The following is a 22,410-nucleotide window of genomic DNA, read 5'->3' as shown; positions in this document are numbered from 1 at the left end:
TGAGGGGCAGAATAAAGAACAGGCGAGGGCCATGGAAGGTTTTACAATAATTGACGGGGTCGTCGCCCTGATCATCGTGCTGTCGGGCTTGCTGGCCTACTCACGTGGCTTCATGCGCGAAGTTCTGGCCATTGCAGGCTGGGTCGCGGCGGCCGTTCTGGCATTCATCTTTGCCCCACAGGCCGTACCGCTGGTCAAGGAAATCCCGGTGGTCGGAGATTTCCTGCGCGACAGCTGTGAACTGTCGGTGATCACCGGCTTTGCAGCCGTCTTTGCCTTGGCTTTGATTGTGGTCAGCATCTTCACGCCGCTGTTTTCATCGCTGGTCCAGCGCTCGGCTTTGGGCGGCCTGGATCAGGCGCTGGGGCTGTTCTTCGGCATAGCACGCGGCATTCTGCTGGTTGCAATCGCCTTCTTTGTCTATGACACGGTCATGACTGGCCAGTCTTATACAATCGTGGACGAAAGCCGCTCGGCCAAAGTGTTCGAGCAGTTCAGCAGCCAGATTGAAGAGCAAAACCCCGAAGCCGCTCTGGGTTGGGTGACTGCACAATACGAGGAACTTGTTGCCAGCTGCACGGCAGGAAACGAACTACCCGAAACCACGGCACCAGCTGACGGGTAAACTCAAGGTGCATTGCATGATGAAAGCCCGGCACTGTCCGGGCTTTTTCTATTCAAATGTACCCTTCCCCGCCACATACCGTGCAGCGGATCGTTTTCAGCCCGAAACACCCGTCGCATCGGCTGGAGATCGGTTTGCCAAGAATATCCCGGCTTTTGACAACTTCGCCCGCCCCGTTGCAGATCTGACAGGGCGCCCGGCCCATTCCCCGGCACCTGTGGCACCGTTGTTTGATCCGCTCCTGCTTCTTTTGAGGCTTATGTTGCCACATTTCGGCCCTTTGCGTGCTTCACCCATCCTGATTTGCACATATTAATTGGCATGACAGCACATATGATTGCACATGTCATCTCCTTCGTGAACTTGCCCCGATCTGCGAAATCCTGACCTGCGGCAATAGGTGAGTGTGATCCTTTGATGACAGCCACGCCATTAGGCATTATGTGGAGGCCAACCCGCCACGGAATCGGAGCCACCGATCTTGTTCTTTCTGTTCGAATGCGCGCTGGTCGTTGTGATGGTCGCCCTATTGGCGTCGTTGTCGCCTGCCACCAAACCGACCGCACGCGCCTTGCAGAGGATCCGAAGCCGAACGGCGGTCAACCCTCTGGTCAAATCGTCATAGAAGTTGGAGCCCCGTAAATGTGTGGGATTTTGGGAATCGCAAGCCGAACACATGATGTGTTTGCCGAAATCTATGACGGGCTGCTGATGTTGCAGCACCGGGGTCAGGATGCCTCAGGGATCGTGACCTATAACGGCGAATTCTTCCGAGAAAAGAAGGCCAACGGACTGGTCAAGGATGTGTTCAACGCCCAGGATGCAGAAACCCTGTTGGGTCGTGTGGGCATGGGGCATGTGCGCTATCCGACGGCGGGGTCCCTCAGCGCGGCCGAAGCGCAACCCTTTTTCGTGAACGCCCCTTACGGCATCTATCTGGTTCACAACGGCAACATCACCAACACCGCTGAGCAGCGCGAAAAGGTTACCGGCAAATACAGCCGGCACCTGCGCACCACGTCAGACTCTGAAATCCTTCTGAACGTCCTGGCCGACAAAGTGGCGGACGCGATCAAGGTGAATGGCAACGGCGAACCCATCCGCAATCTGTTTGCCGGTGTGAAGATGACGATGGAACGCGTTCAGGGCGCCTATTCCGTGATCTGTCTGGTCGCGGGTGTCGGTATGCTGGCCTTCCGCGATCCGTTTGGCATTCGCCCACTTTCGGTCGCCAAACGCGAAGTGGACGGAGACGGTGATGATTATGCCTTTGCCTCGGAAGACGTGGCCTTTGGCATCAACGGCTTTGAAAAGCTGCGTGATCTTCGCCCGGGTGAGGCGATCCTGATCGATCTGGACGGCAACATGCACGAGTTTCAGGCGGTCGAAGGCAAGCTGACACCCTGCATATTCGAATATGTCTACCTGGCGCGCCCGGATTCTTTGCTGGACGGTGTTTCGGTTTACAAGACGCAAATGCGCATGGGCCAGACGCTGGCGAAACAGATTCAGGACTCGGGGCTGGAAATCGATCGGATCATTCCGGTGCCCGACAGCGCCCGCCCCGTGGCCCTGGAAGCCGCAAAGATCACCGGCATCCCCTATCGTGAAGGGCTGGTGAAAAACCGCTATGTCGGGCGTACGTTCATCATGCCGGGTCAGGCGGAACGGCAGAAATCCGTCCGCCGCAAGCTGAATGCCGTGCCGCTGGAATTCGACGGCCACAGTGTTCTGCTGATCGACGATTCCATTGTACGGGGCAACACCATCAAGAAGATCGTTCAGATGTGCCGCGATGCCGGGGCCAAGAAGGTCTATGTCGCCAGCGCCTCGCCGCCGGTGAAATACCCCAATGTCTACGGTATAGACATGCCCACCAAGGCCGAACTGATCGCGAACGGCAAGGAAATCGAAGAGATCCGCGAAGAACTGGGTGCCGACGCCCTGTTCTATCAGCACCTGGAAGATCTGATCTGGGCCGCCAAGGAGGGCAATCCCGAGATCGAAGCCTTCGACTGTTCCTGTTTTGACGGCAAATACATCACGGGCAGCGTCAGCGAAGGTTATCTGGACAATCTGGAGAACAGCAGCCGTGTCAGCCAGAAGCGCGCCGACATGCAGGTTCCGGGCGGGTCCTGGAACGCGGCGAAACTGGCCTCGGGCTGAGCGGACGAAACGGGACTGACACAGTCAGTTTTCCGTTCTGAAAAGCGAATCAAAACGGCGGAACATCCCGGCCAGCCGATAGCTTTCGACCGGCCTGATTGCTGTCATCGGATGTGGATGAGTGGAAATTTGCCACAACCAGTCGGCGAATTCCACGCAATCACAAGGGCTTTTTTCAAGGGCGCCAAATCGTGATGACACCTGTCCTTGCAGCGCTTTTGTTCGCTTGAGCGTTTTGCTATCTGGCCGCGACCACTCACTCAAAAAGGGGTTCGGGCCACGCCCCGGACCGCGGATCATGTCAAACGCCAAAGTCCAAAGCGCGGCCACACAGCGGGGCGCGCTGAAGAAGAATTCCGTCTTGGTTCTGGGCGTATTCGGGCCGAAAGCGGATATGCGCGCCCTGATGCGACTGTCATCAGGCCGCGTGAAAGAAGTAAAACCCGGAAGCCGCGTTGCCTCGGGCACAGTTATCGCGATTGATGAGCATGGCATAATGCTGCGACAAAGCGGCCAGACCCGGCGTATCGCCATCCCCGGCGGCTGATCACATCTTGACGCCCCGCGCGCGGGGGTTCAAACCGCAGGCATGACCGATACGACCAAAATCGCCCTGATAACCGGGGCCTCGCGCGGGTTGGGCGCCGCCCTAGCCGAAGCGCTAGCGCCCGAATACCACATCGTCGCCGTCGCCCGGACCACTGGCGGGCTGGAAGAACTGGACGATCGCATCAAGGCCAAGGGTGGCTCTGCCACGCTGGCACCGATGGACATCACCGATCCGAACGCGATGGCAACCCTGTGCCGCGGGATCCATGACCGTTGGGGCAAGGTGGATTTGTGGCTGCATACGGCCGTTCACACCTCGGCGCTGACGCCGGTACATTTCGTCGACCCCAAGGAATGGACCAAGGCAGTCAACACGAATGCAAACGCAACCTCGGTTCTGATCCCATATGTCTCGCCCCTGCTGGGCGAAAACGGCCACGCGGTGTTTTTCGATGACCCGAAAGCCGGCCAGAAGTTCTATGGCATCTATGGTGCCACCAAGGCCGCGCAAATGGCCTTGGCCCGCAGTTGGGCGGCCGAGACCGAACGCACCGGTCCGCGCGTTTCGATCGTGGAACCAGCACCGATGCCGACCGCCGTGCGTGCCCGGTTCCACCCGGGCGAAGATCGCGATGCACTGACGAGCACGGCTGATGAGGCCGCCCGGATACTGGCGCTGCTTTAGGAAATGGCCCTGACGGGCCATGCCTCCGGCGGGGATATTTTTGGCCAGATGAAGCCGGGATCAGGCGATATGAACGCCGTTGCGCCCAGCCAGATCGACGAAGAACTGCCACGCGACACGGCCTGAACGCGATCCGCGTGTGGCCTGCCATTCGATTGCTTCGGCACGTAGGGTTTCGGCATCGACCGAAACGCCATAGGCCGCGCAATAGCGGTCGATCATGGCAAGATATTCGTCCTGATCGCAGGGGTGGAATCCCAGCCACAAACCGAAGCGGTCGGACAGTGATACCTTTTCCTCGACCGCCTCGGACGGGTTGATGGCGCTGGAACGTTCGTTTTCAATCATGTCCCGCGGCATCAGGTGACGGCGGTTCGAGGTTGCGTAGAACACCACGTTTTCCGGGCGACCTTCGATACCGCCATCCAGAACGGCCTTGAGCGATTTGTAATGCTGGTCATCGTGACTGAACGAGAGGTCGTCGCAAAACAGGATGAACCGATAAGGCGCCGCGCGCAGGTGGTTCAGCAGACGCGCGACCGAGCCCATATCCTCGCGCTGTAGCTCCACAAGCTTCAGGTCAGGATGATCTGCGCTCAGCGTGCCGTGGACGGCCTTCACGAGGCTGGATTTGCCCATCCCGCGCGCGCCCCACAACAGTGCATTGTTTGCCTTGTAGCCGGCCGCGAAGCGGCGGGTGTTGTCAAGTAACGTGTCGCGCGACCGATTGATGCCGACCAGAAGATCCAGATCGACGCGATTGACCTGTTCAACCGGTTCCAGGCGTTCCGGTTCCACATGCCAGACAAAGGCCGGGGCCGCATTGAAATCCGGTGTGGCCAAAGGCGCCGGCGCCATGCGCTCCAACGCGGCAGCAATACGGTTCAGGGCTTGGTCGTCCATCGGCTCCTCCGGTCAGATACGGATCGGTTCAAAGCATGTTCTGATTGGCGCAACAAGGCCCGCGAACGAGAAAGGCGCGCCCAAACGGGGCGCGCCTCGGCTGTTGTTTCAGCCGGTTACTTGTCGTCTTCGAATTCCCGCATCAGATCTTCGTCCGCTTCGGCTTCTTCATCGTCATAATAGCCGTCGGCCCGCAACTGCTCTTCTCGCTTCCTTTCAACCCGGGCAACCAGGAAGATCGAAATCTCGTAGAGGCCATAGACCACGACAAAAAGGATAATCTGCGTGATCACGTCAGGAGGCGTCACTATCGCCGCCAGCACCAGAATGCCGACCACAGCATATTTGCGCACGGCCCCCAAACCCTCGGCGCTGACCAGACCTGCCTTGCCCATCAGGGTCAGAAGAACCGGCAATTGGAAGCACAGCCCAAAGGCCACGATGAACTTGATCGTGAGGTTCAGGTATTCCTGTGCCGAGCCCTGAAACACCACGCTCAGCGGCGCGGCCGTCGCGCCATCAGCCACGGCTTCGCCTTCAGCGCCGAATTGCTGGAACCCAAGGAAAAAGTCATAAGCCAGGGGCGTGACGACATAGAAGGCAAAGCTCGCGCCCAGAAGGAACATGAAGGGCGAGGCCAGCATGAAGGGCAGAAACGCATTCTTCTCTGACTTGTAGAGGCCCGGAGCCACAAAGCGCCACATCTGCATTCCGATATAGGGAAACGCCAGAATGAACCCCCCCAAAAGCGAGACCTTGATCGCGACAAAGAACCCTTCCTGCGGCGAGATGAAGATCAGGCCGCAATCCTGTCCGCGCTCGGTCAGGACCTCACACAAAGGGTTGGTCAAAAAATTGAAGATTGGCGTGGCCACCGTAAAGCAGATGATCATCCCGACCAGAAAAGCCACGACGCAGTGGATCAACCGTGTACGCAGCTCGGCCAGGTGCTCGATCAATGGGGCCGAGGTATCTTCGATCTCGTCGGTCTTGGTCATGTTTCGCCTTCAGTCTTCAGCGCCGCTTCGGCTTCTTCGGCCTTGGCCAGGGCCTCGGCAGCTTCCTTGGCCTTGCGCTCGGCGGCAGCGCGGGCCGTTGAGGCCTGAATTTTCTTGGCCTGTTCGGCTCGCTCGGCTGCCAGTTTGCCGGTTTCGCTGTCAGGATCGAACTTGGTGGGATCCATGCTTTTTGCCATATCCTGCGCAGCTTGTTTCACGCCGTCCATGGCCGAGCCAACCGGATTCGCGGCGGCGTTGAGACCTTTCTTGATCTCGTTCACACCGGCCTGATCGGCAGCCTCGTTCATGGCGCTGCTGAATTCGCGTGCCATGCCACGGGCCTTGCCGACAAACCGCCCGACATTGCGGAACAAAACCGGCAGGTCCTTCGGCCCGACGACGATCAGGGCGACAATGCCGATGACCAGAAGTTCGGTCCAGCCCAGATCAAACATCTGCGCTTACGCCTTGTCTTTCTCGGTTTCAGGCGTCACGTCCTTGGCCAGTTCCGACGCGTCCTGTTCCAGTTCTTCCGAACCGTCCTTCACGCCCTTCTTGAACGCGGTGATACCTTTGCCGACTTCGCCCATCAGCGAGCTGATCTTGCCGCGACCAAACAGAACCAGAACCACAACGGCGATCAGCAGAAGACCGGGAAGTCCAATATTGTTCAGCATCTCATTTCTCCTTTTTCATCGGCGCCCTTGTGCGCCGGGAATATGAACTGGGTCCGTGTTTACGCCCCCAGGCCCTGTCCCAAAAGGGATCCGGCACAGATTGAGGGCGAAAATTGACCTCATCTGCAAAAAACTATGGGCTCGCATTTTCCAACTGACAGGTTTATGTCAGTTGGAAGTGGCTAGAACGATGGCATCGAAACCTGGTCAACGGAGACTCACATGACCCATGTTGCTGAAATCGTCACCTTCACTCTTGCCAACGGCACCACACCTGAAGAGTTCGTAAAGCTCAGCAAGGCATCCGAAGCCTTTGTTCGCAGCGCGCCCGGCTTTGCCCATCGACAGCTCAGCCAGGGCGCAGACGGCCGCTGGACCGACTATGTTGTCTGGACGGACATGAAGGCCGCGCAGGACGCTGCGGCGCAGTTCCCGCAACAGGAATGTGCAGCAGGCATGATGGCGGCCATCAACCCTGAAAGCGTTCAGATGCGCCATGAGGCCGTATTGTGGAACATGACTGCCTAGGCGCGGTCCGGACGGCGTGTCATGCGCCGAACTGACCGCCTGTTCGATATCATCCAGATCCTGCGCGACGGCAAACTGCACCGCGCGCAGGACATCGCGGACCAGATGGAAGTGTCGGTCCGTACCATCTATCGCGACATGGACACACTGGTCGCCTCGGGTGTTCCGGTCGAAGGAGAGCGCGGCGTGGGTTACATGGTGCGCGAGCAGATCACCCTGCCGCCGCTGAATCTGACCCCAGCCGAGCTTGAGGCCCTGAACCTCGGCATGGCGATCGTGGCCGAGGCCGCAGATCCAGACCTGAAAGCCGCCGCGAACTCTCTGGCAGACAAGATCGATGCCGTTCTGCCCACACAGGTTGTGGCCGAAGCCGATAGCTGGAAATTCGCGGTCTACCCTTTTGCAGATGCAGCCCGCGGGCTTGCACATATGGCTCCGATCCGCGCGGCTATCAAATCACGCCAAAAGCTTCGGCTGTCCTACCGTCGCATTGACGGCGTGCTGACTGAACGCACAATCCGTCCGCTTCACATGGAGTACTGGGGCCGCGTCTGGACGCTCACAGCATGGTGCGAACTGCGCAACGGCTTCCGCGTCTTCCGCATCGACCTGATCGAGTCCGTCTCGCCGCTGCCAGAGATCTTCGCAGACGAGCCCGGCAAACGCCTGAGCGACTACGACCCAAACGCCTGACACACTTCATCTTTTCAAAAATACTCCCGCCGGAGGCATGGCCCGAAACGGGCCATACACCCTCACTTCAAGTATGGATCCGGATCCACTGATTCAAAACCTTTGCGCACCTCGAAATGCACATAGGCATCGTCTCCGCCCCTCAATTGCGCCAGCTTTTGTCCACGGCGCACACGATCCCCTTTCTTGACGGCGATGTCATCAACATTGGCATAGACCGTCAGCAGATCGTTTTTGTGTTTGACCACGATGATCGGAACCTGATCCGCGTCCGCGGTAATCGCCGCTACGGTTCCCGCCTCAGCCGCGGTGACGGCTGTGCCGGGGGCCGCAGCGATGTCGATTCCTTCGTTCTTGCCCTTTTTATAGCCGCGGATGATGGTGCCGCTGACCGGCAGGGACAGGGCCGTAGATCGCGTGTTTGTCGGGGCTTCGGCCGTCACATCAGGGGCTTCAGCGCGCGGCGCGACCTTTTCGTCGGGCAAGGGCTGCGTGGCACTTGGAGGCGTCGGCGTCGGCGACCCCTGCCCCGGCTCCGTTACCTCGGTGGCCGCAACCGGTGCCGCTGCAGCAGCGCTTTGACGTGGCGCGGACTGGTTCTTAACCGGGATCAACAGAAACTGACCTTCACGCACGGCGAAGTCGGACCCCAGACCGTTCCATTCCGCCAGCGATTCCACCGGCACCTGATAGAGGCGCGAAATTGTGTAAGCCGTTTCGCCGCGCTTGACCTTGTGGCGGACAGGTTCCGGCCCGCTTGCGACGGGCGCCGGGGCTGGCTTGGCAGGCTCCAGCGTCGTTGTCCGGACGCCCCCCGTTTCAGGGGCCTGATCAATGGCGGCTCCGGCAACTGATGCGATATCTACGCCACTGCCTGCACCTACCGAACGCGGCAAGGCGAGAACTTCGCCCTCTCGCAGGGTGTCGGTTGTCTGAAGGCCGTTGAACCGAGACAGCTCACCCTCGGGCAGGCCGACACGCGCGGCCACATCGCGCACCGTGTCGCCGCGTCGGGCCACGACAACTTGGTAGTTCGGATAGGTTATCACCCCCCGGCTGTCGGGCGACGGGCGCGACGTCGTTGCCGACTGCACTGCATCAGTGGTCGAAAATCCGCCGACCTGACCGCGCAGGTCATAATCCAGTGGCCCTTCACACCCGGCCAGAATGGCCAGAGCGGCCACTCCGGTCGCGCAGCGACGCATAGCTGATTTGGATACTGCACTCATAATTCTGTCCTCAACGCCTGCCCCTGTTGTCCGGGGTTTCGACGACCAATTTATCAAGCCTGTTACGCCTCGTCCTTGCCAAGCCCCTCAAGCAGAGGCACGAAACGGACCGACGTCAATTCTTCATAGTCCAGACCGGCCTCGGTGCGCGTTACTTTGATCAACTGCTGCACCGCGTCCGACTGACCCACGGGTAAAACCATAATACCCCCGATTTTCAGCTGCGCCAAGAGCGGTCCCGGAGGGTCTTCGGCCGCGGCCGTTACGATGATCCGATCAAACGGAGCCTGTTCCGGCAAGCCAAAGGATCCATCCGACAACATGGCCGTGATATTCGTAAGCCCCAGATCGGCAAAAAGCTTCCCTGTCTCGCTGACCAGCCGCCGATGGCGTTCGACCGTATAGACCCTGCGCGCCAGTTTCGACAGGATTGCGGCCTGGTAACCTGACCCGGTTCCGATCTCGAGCACGGTATCGCGCGGCCGAACGTCCAGCGCCTGCGTCATGAGACCAACGACCGACGGCTGACTGATCGTCTGACCGCAGGAGATCGGCAATGGCATGTCCTCGTAAGCGCGATCTGCGAACAGGCCGGTGACAAAGCGGCCCCGATCAACCTGTTCCATTGCCTCCAGAACGCGCGCATCCGTGACCCCCCGTTTGCGCAGGGCAAACAGGAACTGCATCACGGTTTCCGGGTCCAGTCCGCTCATTCGACCGCCTTCAATGCCTCCAGCATGTCATATGCGGTCAAGTCGGCACGCATCGGCGTAACCGAGATATAGCCTTCCAGATTGACCGCAGCATCCGTTCCCGGCGCAGTCGGGTTATGCTGATAGCCACCCTTGATCCACAGGAACCGCCGCCCCGAGGGCGAGCTGTGCGGCTCGACCGAAAAATGCGTGTCGCGCCGGAAACCCTGCGCGGCAACGCGCGTACCGCGCACTTCATCTGCCGGGACAGGTGGGAAGTTCACGTTGTAAAACAAGCGGTAATCGCCCTGCTCGACCGGGGTTGCATCCAAAATACGCCGGACCAGATCGGCCCCGAACCGCGCGGCAGCTTCGAACGGGTCGTCCAGCCCCAGATTTCGCGGGCCGAAATACTGTGACAGAGCAATCGCAGGTACCCCCTGCAGCGCCGCTTCCATCGCTCCGCCGATAGTGCCCGAATAAAGCGTGTTCTCGGCCGAGTTGTTGCCCCGGTTCACGCCGGACAGGACCAGATCTGGCGGGCAGTCTGACATCACGTCATGCAGCCCCGCCAACACACAATCCGCAGGCGACCCTTCCGCCGCATAACGCCGTTCGCCCAACTTCGCGATCATCGTGGGATGGGTATAGCTGATGCAATGCCCGACACCCGATTGTTCAAAGGCGGGCGCGACCACCCAGACCTCACCATCCGGACCTGCCAGTTCGGCAGCGATCGCCTCCAGCGTGATCAAGCCCGGAGCGTTGATCCCGTCATCATTGGTCAGAAGAATACGCATGTGCCCGATTTACCCCCGCGTTTGGCCCTTGATAGACCCAGCCCCGCGATGCGGCAAGCGACGCGACCCTGCAATCTGAGGCTTTCGCGCACCACTTGCACGGAAATCGCGAGGTTAACTCTGCGCCTCGGGGAAAACGAAACATTTGTCACGGCGAATGGTCAGCCACATGACACGGCCCGGATTGGGCACAAAGACATTCGGGACCGTCGCCCTGAGGATCGAGCCGTCGTAGTCCATGCGAAACTCGACCAGGCTTTCGTTTCCCAGAAAACGCGCACGCTCGACCACGCCCCGCGCGGCAACGCCATCGGTCGCGGTCGGCAGCGGGCCCTTGCCGTTGCGGTCGAAATCCAGTTTGACATGCTGGGGGCGAAATACGATCTCGACATCCGTTCCATCCGGAATACCCGGCGCCAGAAACTGGCCGAACGGCGTGTCTGCCAGCGCTCCGTTCACCTGCGCCCGCAACACGTTGACATCACTGAAAAAGGCCACGGCCGCCTTGTCCGCCGGCCGGGTATAGACATTGTATGGCGCGCCCTGCTGGACGATCTTGCCGCGCCGCATCAGCGCGATCTCATCCGCCATCCGCATCGCCTCTTCCGGTTCGTGCGTGACCAGCAGAACGGCCGCATCCTCTTCCTTGAGAATGGACAGCGTCTCATCCCGAATACCGTCGCGCAGACGGTTGTCGAGGCCCGAAAAGGGCTCGTCCATCAGCATGATCCGGGGCCGTGGCGCCAAAGCGCGGGCCAGGGCCACACGTTGTTGCTCGCCGCCCGACAACTGATGTGGGAACCCGTCGATGAACCGCATCAGGTCCACTTTGCGCAAAAGCTCTTCGACCCGGGCTCGTTTTTCGTCCTTGCTGCCTTTCAGGCCAAAGGCCACGTTGTTGGCCACGCTCAGATGAGGAAACAGCGCAAAGTCCTGAAACATCAACCCGATCTCGCGCCGCTCCGGGGGCACCCGAAACACGGTGTCGCAGATCAGTTTGCCATCGACGTAGATCTCGCCCGAGTCTTGCATCTCGACCCCGGCGATCATGCGCAGGGTGGTGGATTTCCCGCAGCCAGACGGCCCCAGCAAACAGGTCACCTTGCCGGCCTGCACGGTCAATGAAACGTCATCCACAACAACCCGCCCCTCGAACCGGCGAACAATGTTGCGAATTTCCAGACGCGGAGGAGTTGCGTTACCTGTCACCGATGGACCCCATTGCCTTTCCCGATCAAATCCATCGGGCTTGGGCGGGGATAGCAACCCCGCCCTTCAGGTGCAAGAGATCAGCAGCAACCGCCAGATGATGCGTTTTCACCTGTTGCCTCGAACGGGCTTTCGCCGCCGCAGCCTTCAAAAATGCCGAAATGGGTGGAAAAATCACCGATAAAGTCGAAGTGGCGGGCAAACCGCGTGTCCCGCAGCATCATCCAGGTATTGCCGCAGACTGGAAAGACCTTGCCGGTTTCGATGACATGGTGATCGTCCAGTACAAACGCATGCAGCGCGTTGGGAACAGTGCCTTTGTAGATCACCGCCTGGCCGTAATCCTCGCAGGCCGGTTCCAGCGCCGGCAGCTTGAACAGACGGTAGGTCGCCGACAGGAACCTGAGCGGGGCAACACGTTCTTCCAGCGCAGGATTCTCGATGGTCAGCGGGCGGTGCGTCACCCGGCGCGGATCACCGAAACCTGCCTTGCGCGCCATTGACAGGAAATCATTCCAGTACAATGCACCCGACAGACACTCGCCATAAAGAACCTCATCCTCGGCCATCGCCTGCGGGACACGGCGGTCGGCATAGACGTCCGAGAAATACATCTCGCCGCCTTCCTTAAGCAACCGGTGCGCGCCGCGCAGCACGGCATCCTTGTCGGTCGCCAGGTTGATGACGCAGTTCGAGACGATGATGTCGAACGATCCGGGTTCCAGATCCAGTTCGTCCAGCTTCTCGATATAGCCGTGATGGAATTCCACATTGCTTTTGGCGTATCCAAACGCCTTGGCGTGATATTCCTGATGCGCGCGGGCAACGTCCAGTTGTTCGGGCGTCATGTCCACACCGACGACCCGGCCCTTTTCGCCAACCATGGCAGACAGCGCATAGACGTCGCGCCCCGCCCCACAGCCAAGATCCAGAATCGACATGCCCTCGAGATCCAGAGGCGCGATCAGACCGCACCCGTAATAACGGGTCAGCACATCGTCATGAATCCTGGACAAAATCCGCTTGAGATGATCCGGCATGTCGTCCGGCGTGCAACAGGCGTTGGTCTGCAAGTCCGCACTGCTTTGCAGGACTTCACCATAATAATTCCGTACCGAATCGTGCTTCATCGCTGCTTCCCCGTCATGCGTGTCCGTACGCAGCTAGTGCAGCGGCCTTGCATTCGCAATCCGGCCACGGTCGTTCTGACGAAAGCGTGAGTGTTCCTGCGCCCAACTACCCCAACAACTCAAAGTCCACGCCAGCACGGACAACGCCGTTCACCTGAACCTCAAGCCGATGCGCGCCGGGGATCAGCCTGAAGGTAGAGGCATCACCCTTCAGCCCGTGACGCTTGGCCAACGTGAGCCTGCCGTTGTTCAAAGCCGCCTGTTTCAGCTTATACACCTTGGTTGATGTTTTTCCGGCAGGACGCTGAAAATAAATAATATAATCCACCAGAACCGGTTGTTTCCGTACCCCGGTCAGATCAACGGAAAACTCCAGCGCTTCGCCGATACGGGCCTCGGAACCCAGATCAATTGTCACGGCGATATCCGCATCAGGGTCATATCCCAGCATCTTCATCGCCTCTGGGTGCCCGGCCTTGACCAATCCGCGCAGCGTATGAGAGGTCATCCACTCCAGCTCTGCCGCGGTCTGTCGCGCCTCGGTGCGCCACTTGTCCAGACGCGCCAGCACCAGGCCCGGGTCTTTCTTGGTGATATCATTCAAATGGTTGGCCACCGACCGCGTCACATACCGGGTCGGATCGCCGTGCAACCGGTCCAACAGCGGCAACGGGTCCGTCAGACCCAGACCGATGCCCTGCCCCCATGGCAGACGGGGCCGCGTTCCCTCGCTGACCAATCGGCGCACGTGATAGCTGCCGTGGGTGCACCAGTCCTGCATCCGGCCAAGCACCTTGTCCGGGGCATGGTTCAGGAAAGGCCGAATGGCCCATTCCATCGAAAACCGCTGCGTCAGCTCCTCCAACACATCCAAAGACAGATCTACGTGATCCAGCCCGATGGCCGCGACCCATTCACCCAACGGCGCGAAAATGAAATCGCCGAAATCATCATCCGATCTGGCAGGGTCCAGCGGAGGCGGCAAAGACCGTAAAATCACCGGGGCGACTGTCGGCAAGTCGCCCGGCACGGCCTGTTGCAGGCATGTCGCGATCCAGCTCATACGCTGCTTCAGTTCCAGTTCAGGCAGACGTGACATGACCTGCGCCTGAAACGCAGAGGCGTCGAAACCCGGTTCAGCACCCAAGAACAAGTCGCTGAGAAAACTGACCTTCTCAGCGTTGAACAACTGATCTTTCAACGAAAACCCCTGCGCCATGATCACATCGTCAGGTTGGTCGCACCGCCGTCCAGCAGGATATTCTGGCCAACGATGAAGCCCGCATGTTGCGAACACAGAAACGCGCAGGTCGAACCAAACTCCTGCCGTGAACCATAGCGCCTGACCGGGATCGTCGCCGCACGGTTGGCACGCGCTTCGTCAATCGAAATACCCTGTTGCGCCGCCACACCGCTGTCCAGAGAATCCGCCCGATCCGTGGCGTGGATGCCCGGAAGCAGGTTGTTGATGGTCACCCCGTGTGGCGCCACCTGACGCGAGGTTCCGGCCACATAGCCCGTCAGACCTGTACGCGCCGCGTTTGACAGGCCCAGAACCGCAATCGGCGCTCGCACGGATTGCGAGGTGATATTCACCACCCGGCCCCAACCCTTTTCCATCATTCCGGGAAGCAGGGCCTTCATGAATGCAATCGGCGTCAACATGTTGGCATCCAGCGCCTTGATGAAATCATCACGCTCCCAGTCCGACCACGATCCGGGCGGCGGTCCACCGGCATTTGTCACAAGAATATCAACGCCCTGCGCGGCCTCGATCACCTGCGCCTGACCGTCGGGCGTGGTCACGTCGCAGGCCACGGTCTGCACCTCGACGCCGTGTTCTGACCGAAGGCGTGCGGCTTCAGCCTCCAACACCTCGGTGCCGCGTGCGTTCATCACCAGATTCACGCCAGCCGCAGCAAGCGCCTCGGCGCAGCCAAGACCCAATCCCTTGCTGCTGGCACAGACCAGCGCGCGTTTTCCTTGAATTCCCAGATCCATCGGATCCTCCCTGTCAGTCATCGCCGCTTGTCTAGCACCGGCCAGACAGGGAAGACCAGAAACGGATCGTCGATCAATAGAAGAACTCTTCCCGAATGATCTTGCCGTCGGCGACGTGATAGACACCCACTTCGCGCATATCGAACGCTTCGCCGGTTTCCTTCGCGGTGCCCTGCACTTCGAAAATCACGGCAAAACGGTCGTCGCCATGAGGAAGCGGGTCGCTGACAGACGCACCAGACACTTCATGAGCGCTTTCCCACCACTCATGCTTGCCACGGATGGCGTCGATCCCTTTGGTTTCCCGACCCATTCCCTGAAAATCCTGCCCTTCGACCGACACCGCATCCGGCGCATACAGCCTGGACAGGTTTTCCTTGGCCCGGTCTTCCCGACAACCAGCCACGAGTTCATCGGCAATCTCTTTCAAATTCATTGATCCACTCCATCATTTGTTCACTATATGTTCTTTTTGCCACAGACCCATGATTCGTACCAGACCCTTTGTCTTGCTTCGGCAGGATTCCCCGCATATACGCGCGCTCATGCTTGATACCTCGAACCAACCCACCCTGCCGCCCGAGATCGCCCGACGCCGGACGTTCGCCATCATCTCGCACCCGGATGCGGGCAAGACCACGCTGACGGAAAAGTTCCTGCTGTACGGGGGCGCGATCCAGATGGCCGGTCAGGTGCGCGCCAAAGGCGAGGCGCGGCGGACCCGGTCGGACTTCATGCAGATGGAAAAGGATCGCGGCATCTCGGTCTCGGCTTCGGCGATGTCGTTCGACTATGGGAACTTCCGGTTCAACCTGGTGGATACACCCGGCCACAGCGATTTCTCGGAAGACACCTATCGCACGTTGACAGCCGTGGACGCGGCCGTCATGGTGATCGACGGCGCGAAAGGTGTGGAAAGCCAGACGCAGAAACTGTTCGAGGTCTGCCGCTTGCGCGATCTGCCGATCCTGACCTTCTGCAACAAGATGGACCGCGAAAGCCGCGACACGTTCGAGATCATCGACGAAATTCAGGAAATGCTGGCAATCGACGTCACGCCCGCCGCCTGGCCCATCGGCGTGGGTCGCGATTTCATCGGCTGCTATGACATGCTGCGCGACCGGCTGGAACTGATGGACCGCGCCGACCGCAACAAGGTGGCCGAAAGCATCGAGATCAACGGGCTGGACGATCCCAAACTGGCCGAGCATGTGCCTGCCGAATTGCTGGACAAACTGCTGGAAGAGGTCGAGATGGCGCGCGAACTGCTGCCCGCGCTTGACCCGCAGGCGGTACTGGAAGGCCACATGACCCCGATCTGGTTCGGTTCGGCCATCAACTCGTTCGGCGTCAAGGAACTGATGGAAGGCATCGGCGCCTATGGCCCGCAGCCACAGGTTCAATCCGCAGAACCCCGCCAGATTTCCCCCGACGAAAAGAAAGTTTCAGGCTTTGTTTTCAAGGTTCAGGCCAACATGGATCCCAAACACCGCGACCGGGTGGCCTTTGTCCGTATGGCCAGCGGTCACTTCAAGCGCGGCATGAAGCTGACCCATGTGCGGTCGAAAAAGCCGATGGCGATCTCGAACCCGGTGTTGTTCCTGGCCTCTGACCGCGAGTTGGCGGAAGAGGCCTGGGCCGGTGACATCATTGGCATTCCCAACCACGGGCAGCTGCGCATCGGTGACACCCTGACCGAAGGCGAAGCGCTGCGGGTGACCGGCATCCCATCGTTCGCGCCGGAGCTTCTGCAAGGCGTCCGCGCGGGCGACCCGATGAAAGCCAAGCATCTGGAAAAAGCCCTGATGCAATTCGCCGAAGAAGGTGCGGCCAAGGTGTTCAAGCCTTCGATCGGCTCGGGCTTTATCGTGGGGGTCGTGGGTGCATTGCAGTTCGAAGTGCTCGCCAGCCGGATCGAGATGGAATACGGCCTGCCGGTACGGTTCGAGGCATCGCAGTTCACCTCGGCCCGCTGGGTCAGCGGTGACAAGGCCGAAGTCGAGAAATTCGTAGGCGCCAACAAGCAGCACATCGCGCATGATCATGACGGCGACATCGTCTATCTGACCCGCCTGCAATGGGATATCGATCGGGTGGTCCGTGACTATCCCGCGCTGAACCTGACCGCGACAAAAGAGATGATGACCTGAGGCAACTGTCTGATTGCACAGGCAGGTTTGGCTGTGCAATCCTGCGCGCATGAGTGACGACGAACTGACCTATCCCGGTGGCCTGCCCGACATGCTGGACAGCTTTGAGAACCGGCGCAGCCCGTTTCAGTTCGGCACCCTGACCCTGCCCGAGCTTGACGTCGATCTGGAAGATCTGGCCAAACGCATCGTACCCGACACCGCCACCGAATTGCCGCCCGGGCGCAGCACCACCTGGGATCGCAAACGCGTTCAGATCGCGCGGGAATTCGTCGGAAAGTCAGAGCTTGCCTTCCTGAACGCCCAACTGATCTCGAACCTCAGAAAACGCTCGTTTCCGCGTCAAGCCCCTGCGCTGTTCTGCCGGTTGTGGGACGAACAATCCGACCATCTTCTTTCCGCCCTCGACCTGCGTTGGCTGGTGTCGTCTGTTCAGACCTTTGCGGATCACGGTCAGACGCCGACACAGCGCGAGGTCGGACATGCCTTGCGCGTGTTCTTCAGCATGATGAAGCTGTATGAGTTCGAGCGGCTCTTCTCGGGGCTGGCCCCGGAAACGCCGTTTCATTTCAAGGACAGGAACCACGTCCCGCTGCCCTATCAGATGAAAGGCTTTTCCTTTGAAAAAGGCGGGCTTGACGTCAATCTCATTGCTCCGATCTGGACCAGGGCGATGAATGATCCCACGATTGCGCCGCTGGTGGATCACCTGATGATCCAATTGAACAAGGACCCAGGTGGAGTTTTTCGACGCCTGAAACGCATGCGCGACGCCCGCGCACCGCGCAAATGACCACCTGGGGCATTGTTTCCATGGTCCGGGGGCCAACCGAAGACGTCCTTCGGTTCGTGGCCCATCACCTCGAACTGGGGGCGGATTTCATGTATATCTACATGGACAAACCCAACCGCCGCACGTTCAGGGCACTGAGAATGCATCCCAAGGTCCGGGTCCGTAACTGTGATGACGCCTTTTGGGAGAAACGCGGACGCGCACGACCGGAAAAGCATCAGGTGCGCCAGTCGGTTCACGCCACTTTTGCCTATCGAAACACTCGGCTGGATTGGTTGACACATATCGATGTGGATGAGTTTCTTTGGCCGGCAGCCCCCATTTCCGATGTTCTGCGCGATGTTCCAGACACGGTTCCCGCGGTGCGTGTCCGCCCGTTGGAGGCCTTGGCCGGGGGCGATGATCTGTACAAAGCTCATATCCCGCATGGCCCGAACCGCGAAGCGCTGGTCGAGACCATTTACCCGAATTACGGCGCCTTCGTCATGGGTGGCTTCCTGAGTCACGTGCAGGGAAAGCTGTTCGTGCGCACCGGGTTGAAAAACCTGAGCATCCGCATCCACAACCTGTTTCAGAACAAGGTGCTGCTGCCCTGCAAATACGAACTTCCGCAGATCGATCTGTGCCATCGTCATGCCCCGGACTGGGACCACTGGATAGCACATTACCAGTTCCGCATGGATCGTGGCTCGTACCAGGCCGGCATGGCTCCGAATGTTCCGCGCGAACAGGGCGGGCTGAGCAAGAACGAACTGCTCAACTGGATCGAGGCCGAGCAGGGCATGGACGGGCTGCGTGCGTTCTACAATGAAATGAGCGGCGCGGACGCAGAGGTGCGCGCCAACCTGGAACGCCACGGCCTGCTGCGCCACCGCCCTTTGAACCTGGACGAAAAACTACAGAAACACTTCCCCGGAAGTTGCTGAATTGTTGCTGAAATTCACCGCAGACAACAGGCAGGGTCAGGTGAAATTCTCTTCATTTGACCCCGATCAACGTTTTTGTTATGTCCGCGTACAAGCCGAAATGTCGCATAACGCGCATGGCCATCCGGGCCCGGCACATCTTTGACGCGCGGGCCAGGTCAAGTGTCCGCAAAAACCGGACATACATGACAAAATTCAACGAACTGAACCTGAACCCGAAGGTCCTCAAAGCCATTGAAGAGGCCGGATACGAATCCCCCACCCCGATCCAGGAAGGCGCGATTCCGCCCGCTCTGGAAGGCCGTGATGTCTTGGGGATTGCCCAGACCGGCACTGGCAAGACCGCCAGCTTCACACTGCCGATGATCACCCTGCTGGCCCGTGGCCGCGCCCGCGCGCGCATGCCGCGCTCGCTGGTGCTGTGTCCGACGCGGGAACTGGCCGCCCAGGTGGCCGAGAATTTCGACACCTATACCAAACACCTGAAACTGACCAAGGCGCTGTTGATCGGCGGTGTCAGCTTCAAAGAGCAAGAGGCGCTGATCGATCGCGGCGTCGACGTTCTGATCGCCACTCCGGGCCGCCTGCTGGACCATTTCGAACGTGGCAAGCTTCTGCTGACCGGTGTTCAGATCATGGTGGTGGACGAAGCCGACCGGATGCTGGATATGGGCTTTATTCCTGATATCGAACGCATCTTCTCGCTGACGCCGTTCACGCGGCAGACATTGTTCTTCTCGGCGACCATGGCTTCCGAGATCGAGCGCATCACGGATACTTTCCTGTCCGCCCCTGCCCGGGTTGAAGTCGCCCGGCAAGCGACCGCATCCGAGACGATCGAACAGGGCGTTGTCATGTTCAAAGGCGGCCGTCGGGACCGTGAAGCAAGCCAGAAACGCAACGTGCTGCGCGCCTTGATCGACGCAGAGGGCGAAAAGTGCACCAACGCAATCATCTTCTGCAACCGCAAGACCGATGTCGATATCTGCGCGAAATCGCTGAAGAAATACGGCTATGACGCTGCCGCGATCCATGGCGATCTGGACCAATCGCAACGGATGAAGACGCTGGACGGGTTCCGCGACGGATCATTGCGTCTGCTGGTTGCATCCGACGTCGCTGCGCGCGGTCTGGATGTTCCAGCCGTCAGCCACGTGTTCAATTTCGACGTCCCTGGCCACCCCGAGGATTACGTGCACCGTATCGGCCGCACCGGTCGCGCCGGGCGCGAAGGCAAGGCCATCACGATCTGCTCGGTCCGCGATGAAAAAGCCCTGGCTGCGATCGAAAAGCTGATCCAGAAGGACATCCCGCGCATCGACAATCCGGTCAAGGAAGAGCCCAAGCCAGAAAAGCCGAAGCCCGAGAAAAAAGCCCGGGACTCCGAAGCCAAGAAAGACACCCGGAAAGAGCGAGAGCCCAAAGGGCGTGGCCGCGGGCGCAAGGAAGACAATGGCCGGGCCGTGGTGGGTATGGGCGATCACCTGCCCAGCTTCATTGCCCTGAGCTTTGACGAGCGTCGTGCCGGCTAAATCGCCAGCACCAAGGCCAGTATCGAGACACCCAACAGCAACATCCCGGCGATTTCTCGCCGGGTGATCGTCTCGCGGAAAAACAGGATCGAGGCCATCAGGCTGAAGATCAGCTCTACCTGCCCCAACGCTTTGACATAGGCTGCGTTTTGCAGGGTGAAGGCCCAGAACCAACAAAACGAACCGCCCAGACTGGTCAGTCCGACAAACACACCGGTGGATCGGGTCTGCCACACCGCGCGCAGTTCGGCCCGGTCGCGCCACAACAGCCACAGGCCCATGCTGACAAACTGAAACGTCACGACGGCGGCCAGGGTGATCAGTGCGCGGAACCAGGCGTCGGCATCACCCAATTGCAACGAGGCCCCGCGATAGCTGACGGCGGAGAACGCAAACAAAACCCCTGATCCAAGCCCCAATTGGGACGCGCGGTTGGTCAGATGCCGCCACCAGGCGCCGCCTCCTCCGGGGGTTTTCGACAGCAAAAGCACCGCCATCAACCCCAACAGGATCGCAACCAGCGCGCCGCTGGAAACACTGTCGCCCAAAACCAGAAATCCGACGATCGCGGTCTGAATGACTTCGGTTTTCTTGAAGGTGATCCCGACCGCAAAGTTTCGTTGTTTGAACAACGCCACAACACAGATCGTCGCCAGGATTTGCGACGTGCCTCCGATGACAGCGTACAGCCAGAACACTCCGCCAATCGGAGGCAAGCTGGCGCCCGTTGTCAGCATCGCCACAAACAGCCCGGCAACGGCCAGCGGCATGGAATACGCAAATCGCGCAAAGGTCGCGCCGGCGGCGGACAGTTTCACGCTGCTCAAGGATTTTTGCAGCATGAACCGCACAGTCTGAAAACTGGCGGCGGCGATGGTGACAGGAATCCAGAGACTCATGTCCCCAGTTGTGTCGTCAAATCAAGACTTTGGCCAGAGCGGATGCGGCACCGGGTCCTTGGCGCGTAGCAGATACTGCCGGAAAATCTGTGCATAGGAGCGGTAAACATACGCCTCGTTGCAGGCCAGATACCGGTCTTTGCCATCCCGATACAAAGACGGCAGCCGATACCATGGTGCGGCGGGATTCATGTGATGAACAACATGCAGGTTGTTGTTCAGAAACAGAAACGCCAACGGCCCACTGTCTTCGATAATCACGGTCCGCGCGCGGGACTTCTCATGCGCGCGGTGTTCCAGAAACGTGCGGATTTTCAGCAACGCCAGCCCGATATAGGCCGAAATCAGATAGGTCCAGATCGGCATGGCCGATTGTGCAACGATCCACAGCACCGCAACCGCGCCGGGGATATGCAATGCCCAGGCCAGCAGGATCGCCCTGTCGCCGCGCCGCAGCCCTCGCCATTCGTCGCGCAGAAACAGCACCTGCCCAATGGCCGGACCCAGAACCATCCGCCCCAGAAGCGTGTTGTTCAGGGCCAGCAAAGCCCGTACGCCACCCGGCAGGTCCGCCCAGACGGTGGGATCCAGATAGTTGGACTCGGGGTCGTCATACGGGTCGGTCAAAGTGGCATCCTGATGATGCGCCAAATGCAGATCGCGAAAACGGTTATACGGAATGGCCAAGGTCAGCGGCAGCGCCATCAGCGCCTCATTCAGCCATTTGGCTCGGAACGGGTGCCCGTGCAGGGCTTCGTGTGTCAAAGACGAATGCAGGGCTGCAACAAAGCCCAAAACCAGCACCGTCAACCACAGCGAAACATCCGCCAACCAGAACAGCCCGACCAGCCATGCGGCATAGCAGCCGACGATCAGGGCAAATGTACCCCATTCGGGCGACTTGGGTGTTGAGGGCTCAGCCATTGCGCCCCCACGAAATTCCGGCCCAAATTCTTTCATAGACAATGTAAAGCGTCAGGCCGATGGCGGTATTCACCAGCGCCAATGCCCCGCCGACGGCGGCCGAGCCTGTGGCGATTAGGCCCACCAGCGTCATGGTCGCCAGCCCCATGGCATTCCACACGATTGCTTTCACGACAGATCTTCGCCGCGTTTCCATTCCGAACCCCATTCTTATTGCTTTTACAAAGGGGTTACCGTTCAGTGCGCGTGCTGAAAATTCTGAATATGATTAACAAAACTCATCAGTTATGATATTTTTCAT

General features: G+C 59.5%; 26 protein-coding genes. 10 read left to right on the top strand and 16 right to left on the bottom strand.

What is annotated here, in order from left to right; genetic code table 11:
* The first annotated feature begins 31 nt into the window (after window positions 1-31).
* Window positions 32-625 (top strand): CvpA family protein, encoded by a 594-nt coding sequence (locus GS612_RS05990; RefSeq protein WP_171639385.1) that lies wholly within the window; start codon window positions 32-34, stop codon window positions 623-625.
* Between the two features lie 642 nt (window positions 626-1,267).
* Complete coding sequence (gene purF / locus GS612_RS05985; RefSeq protein WP_171639384.1) at window positions 1,268-2,791, top strand: amidophosphoribosyltransferase; 1,524 nt, start codon at window positions 1,268-1,270, stop codon at window positions 2,789-2,791.
* 24 nt (window positions 2,792-2,815) lie between these two features.
* Here purF and GS612_RS05980 read toward each other — a convergent pair whose 3' ends face one another.
* Entirely contained in the window at window positions 2,816-3,091 is a 276-nt protein-coding gene (locus GS612_RS05980) for a hypothetical protein (protein ID WP_171639383.1), read from the bottom strand.
* On the opposite strand from GS612_RS05980, the gene GS612_RS05975 reads away from it, so the two are divergent.
* Complete coding sequence (locus GS612_RS05975; protein ID WP_171639382.1) at window positions 3,090-3,338, top strand: hypothetical protein; 249 nt, start codon at window positions 3,090-3,092, stop codon at window positions 3,336-3,338. The two genes, GS612_RS05980 and GS612_RS05975, sit on opposite strands and share 2 nt — an antisense overlap.
* Before the next feature lie 42 nt (window positions 3,339-3,380).
* A complete protein-coding gene (locus tag GS612_RS05970; protein ID WP_152458172.1) occupies window positions 3,381-4,025 on the top strand; it encodes an SDR family oxidoreductase in 645 nt (214 codons plus the stop codon).
* A gap of 60 nt (window positions 4,026-4,085) precedes the next feature.
* Here the strand turns inward: GS612_RS05970 and GS612_RS05965 are convergent, their stop codons facing one another.
* From GS612_RS05965 to GS612_RS05950, 4 genes are all read right to left on the bottom strand, one after another.
* Window positions 4,086-4,928 carry an ATP-binding protein gene (locus GS612_RS05965; protein WP_171639381.1) on the bottom strand — a complete coding sequence of 281 codons (843 nt, stop codon included), beginning with the start codon at window positions 4,926-4,928 and terminating at the stop codon, window positions 4,086-4,088.
* A gap of 116 nt (window positions 4,929-5,044) precedes the next feature.
* Window positions 5,045-5,926, bottom strand: a complete 882-nt coding sequence (gene tatC / locus GS612_RS05960; RefSeq protein WP_171167848.1) for a twin-arginine translocase subunit TatC — start codon at window positions 5,924-5,926, stop codon at window positions 5,045-5,047.
* The gene (tatB, locus tag GS612_RS05955; RefSeq protein WP_152458175.1) at window positions 5,923-6,381 is read right to left on the bottom strand and encodes a Sec-independent protein translocase protein TatB; all 459 of its coding nucleotides are present in this window, start codon (window positions 6,379-6,381) and stop codon (window positions 5,923-5,925) included. Before tatB ends, tatC begins: the two co-directional genes overlap by 4 nt.
* 6 nt (window positions 6,382-6,387) lie before the next feature.
* The gene (locus tag GS612_RS05950; protein ID WP_152458176.1) at window positions 6,388-6,603 is read right to left on the bottom strand and encodes a twin-arginine translocase TatA/TatE family subunit; all 216 of its coding nucleotides are present in this window, start codon (window positions 6,601-6,603) and stop codon (window positions 6,388-6,390) included.
* A 222-nt stretch (window positions 6,604-6,825) separates the two neighbouring features.
* Between GS612_RS05950 and GS612_RS05945 the strand changes: the two genes are divergently transcribed.
* The gene (locus tag GS612_RS05945) at window positions 6,826-7,131 is read left to right on the top strand and encodes a hypothetical protein (protein WP_171231525.1); all 306 of its coding nucleotides are present in this window, start codon (window positions 6,826-6,828) and stop codon (window positions 7,129-7,131) included.
* Window positions 7,132-7,152: 21 nt separating this feature from the next.
* The gene (locus tag GS612_RS05940) at window positions 7,153-7,824 is read left to right on the top strand and encodes a YafY family protein (RefSeq protein ID WP_171639380.1); all 672 of its coding nucleotides are present in this window, start codon (window positions 7,153-7,155) and stop codon (window positions 7,822-7,824) included.
* A 62-nt stretch (window positions 7,825-7,886) separates the two neighbouring features.
* Here GS612_RS05940 and GS612_RS05935 read toward each other — a convergent pair whose 3' ends face one another.
* The 8 genes from GS612_RS05935 to GS612_RS05900 form a co-directional block, all read right to left on the bottom strand.
* On the bottom strand, window positions 7,887-9,053 hold the full coding sequence (locus GS612_RS05935) for a peptidoglycan DD-metalloendopeptidase family protein (protein ID WP_171639379.1): 1,167 nt from the start codon (window positions 9,051-9,053) through the stop codon (window positions 7,887-7,889).
* A 62-nt stretch (window positions 9,054-9,115) separates the two neighbouring features.
* Complete coding sequence (locus GS612_RS05930) at window positions 9,116-9,766, bottom strand: protein-L-isoaspartate(D-aspartate) O-methyltransferase (protein WP_171639378.1); 651 nt, start codon at window positions 9,764-9,766, stop codon at window positions 9,116-9,118.
* Window positions 9,763-10,545, bottom strand: a complete 783-nt coding sequence (gene surE, locus GS612_RS05925) for a 5'/3'-nucleotidase SurE (RefSeq protein ID WP_171228192.1) — start codon at window positions 10,543-10,545, stop codon at window positions 9,763-9,765. Before surE ends, GS612_RS05930 begins: the two co-directional genes overlap by 4 nt.
* 114 nt (window positions 10,546-10,659) lie before the next feature.
* Window positions 10,660-11,754 carry an ABC transporter ATP-binding protein gene (locus tag GS612_RS05920; protein ID WP_171115602.1) on the bottom strand — a complete coding sequence of 365 codons (1,095 nt, stop codon included), beginning with the start codon at window positions 11,752-11,754 and terminating at the stop codon, window positions 10,660-10,662.
* Window positions 11,755-11,834: 80 nt separating this feature from the next.
* A complete protein-coding gene (locus tag GS612_RS05915) occupies window positions 11,835-12,884 on the bottom strand; it encodes a methyltransferase domain-containing protein (RefSeq protein ID WP_171639377.1) in 1,050 nt (349 codons plus the stop codon).
* A 106-nt stretch (window positions 12,885-12,990) separates the two neighbouring features.
* The gene (locus GS612_RS05910; RefSeq protein WP_171639376.1) at window positions 12,991-14,103 is read right to left on the bottom strand and encodes a hypothetical protein; all 1,113 of its coding nucleotides are present in this window, start codon (window positions 14,101-14,103) and stop codon (window positions 12,991-12,993) included.
* Window positions 14,104-14,105: 2 nt separating this feature from the next.
* Window positions 14,106-14,885, bottom strand: a complete 780-nt coding sequence (locus GS612_RS05905; protein WP_171639979.1) for an SDR family oxidoreductase — start codon at window positions 14,883-14,885, stop codon at window positions 14,106-14,108.
* A gap of 73 nt (window positions 14,886-14,958) precedes the next feature.
* A complete protein-coding gene (locus tag GS612_RS05900; RefSeq protein ID WP_171639375.1) occupies window positions 14,959-15,321 on the bottom strand; it encodes a nuclear transport factor 2 family protein in 363 nt (120 codons plus the stop codon).
* A gap of 109 nt (window positions 15,322-15,430) precedes the next feature.
* On the opposite strand from GS612_RS05900, the gene GS612_RS05895 reads away from it, so the two are divergent.
* The 4 genes from GS612_RS05895 to GS612_RS05880 all read left to right on the top strand — a co-directional run bounded on the left by GS612_RS05895 (window position 15,431) and on the right by GS612_RS05880 (window position 20,286).
* Entirely contained in the window at window positions 15,431-17,035 is a 1,605-nt protein-coding gene (locus GS612_RS05895; RefSeq protein WP_171167837.1) for a peptide chain release factor 3, read from the top strand.
* 49 nt (window positions 17,036-17,084) lie between these two features.
* A complete protein-coding gene (locus GS612_RS05890) occupies window positions 17,085-17,828 on the top strand; it encodes a hypothetical protein (protein ID WP_171639374.1) in 744 nt (247 codons plus the stop codon).
* Complete coding sequence (locus GS612_RS05885) at window positions 17,825-18,754, top strand: glycosyltransferase family 2 protein (RefSeq protein ID WP_253286102.1); 930 nt, start codon at window positions 17,825-17,827, stop codon at window positions 18,752-18,754. Before GS612_RS05890 ends, GS612_RS05885 begins: the two co-directional genes overlap by 4 nt.
* 185 nt (window positions 18,755-18,939) lie before the next feature.
* The gene (locus GS612_RS05880; RefSeq protein ID WP_152458188.1) at window positions 18,940-20,286 is read left to right on the top strand and encodes a DEAD/DEAH box helicase; all 1,347 of its coding nucleotides are present in this window, start codon (window positions 18,940-18,942) and stop codon (window positions 20,284-20,286) included.
* On the opposite strand, the gene GS612_RS05875 is transcribed toward GS612_RS05880, so the two are convergent.
* Genes GS612_RS05875 through GS612_RS05865 form a run of 3 tightly spaced genes read right to left on the bottom strand, consistent with a single transcriptional unit; the run spans window position 20,283 to window position 22,305 of the window.
* Window positions 20,283-21,185, bottom strand: coding sequence for an EamA family transporter (locus GS612_RS05875; RefSeq protein ID WP_171639373.1), 903 nt, complete (start codon window positions 21,183-21,185; stop codon window positions 20,283-20,285). The two genes, GS612_RS05880 and GS612_RS05875, sit on opposite strands and share 4 nt — an antisense overlap.
* A gap of 21 nt (window positions 21,186-21,206) precedes the next feature.
* Window positions 21,207-22,109, bottom strand: a complete 903-nt coding sequence (locus tag GS612_RS05870) for a fatty acid desaturase (protein ID WP_171639372.1) — start codon at window positions 22,107-22,109, stop codon at window positions 21,207-21,209.
* Window positions 22,102-22,305 (bottom strand): DUF2061 domain-containing protein, encoded by a 204-nt coding sequence (locus tag GS612_RS05865; protein WP_170344057.1) that lies wholly within the window; start codon window positions 22,303-22,305, stop codon window positions 22,102-22,104. The genes GS612_RS05870 and GS612_RS05865 overlap by 8 nt, the downstream gene beginning before the upstream one ends.
* Window positions 22,306-22,410: the final 105 nt, after the last annotated feature.

This window comes from Ruegeria sp. HKCCD6157 (genome assembly GCF_013110685.1).
GTDB lineage: Bacteria > Pseudomonadota > Alphaproteobacteria > Rhodobacterales > Rhodobacteraceae > Ruegeria.
The sequence above is the reverse complement of the archived record's forward strand: the minus strand, read 5'-3'. Positions and strand labels throughout refer to the sequence as shown.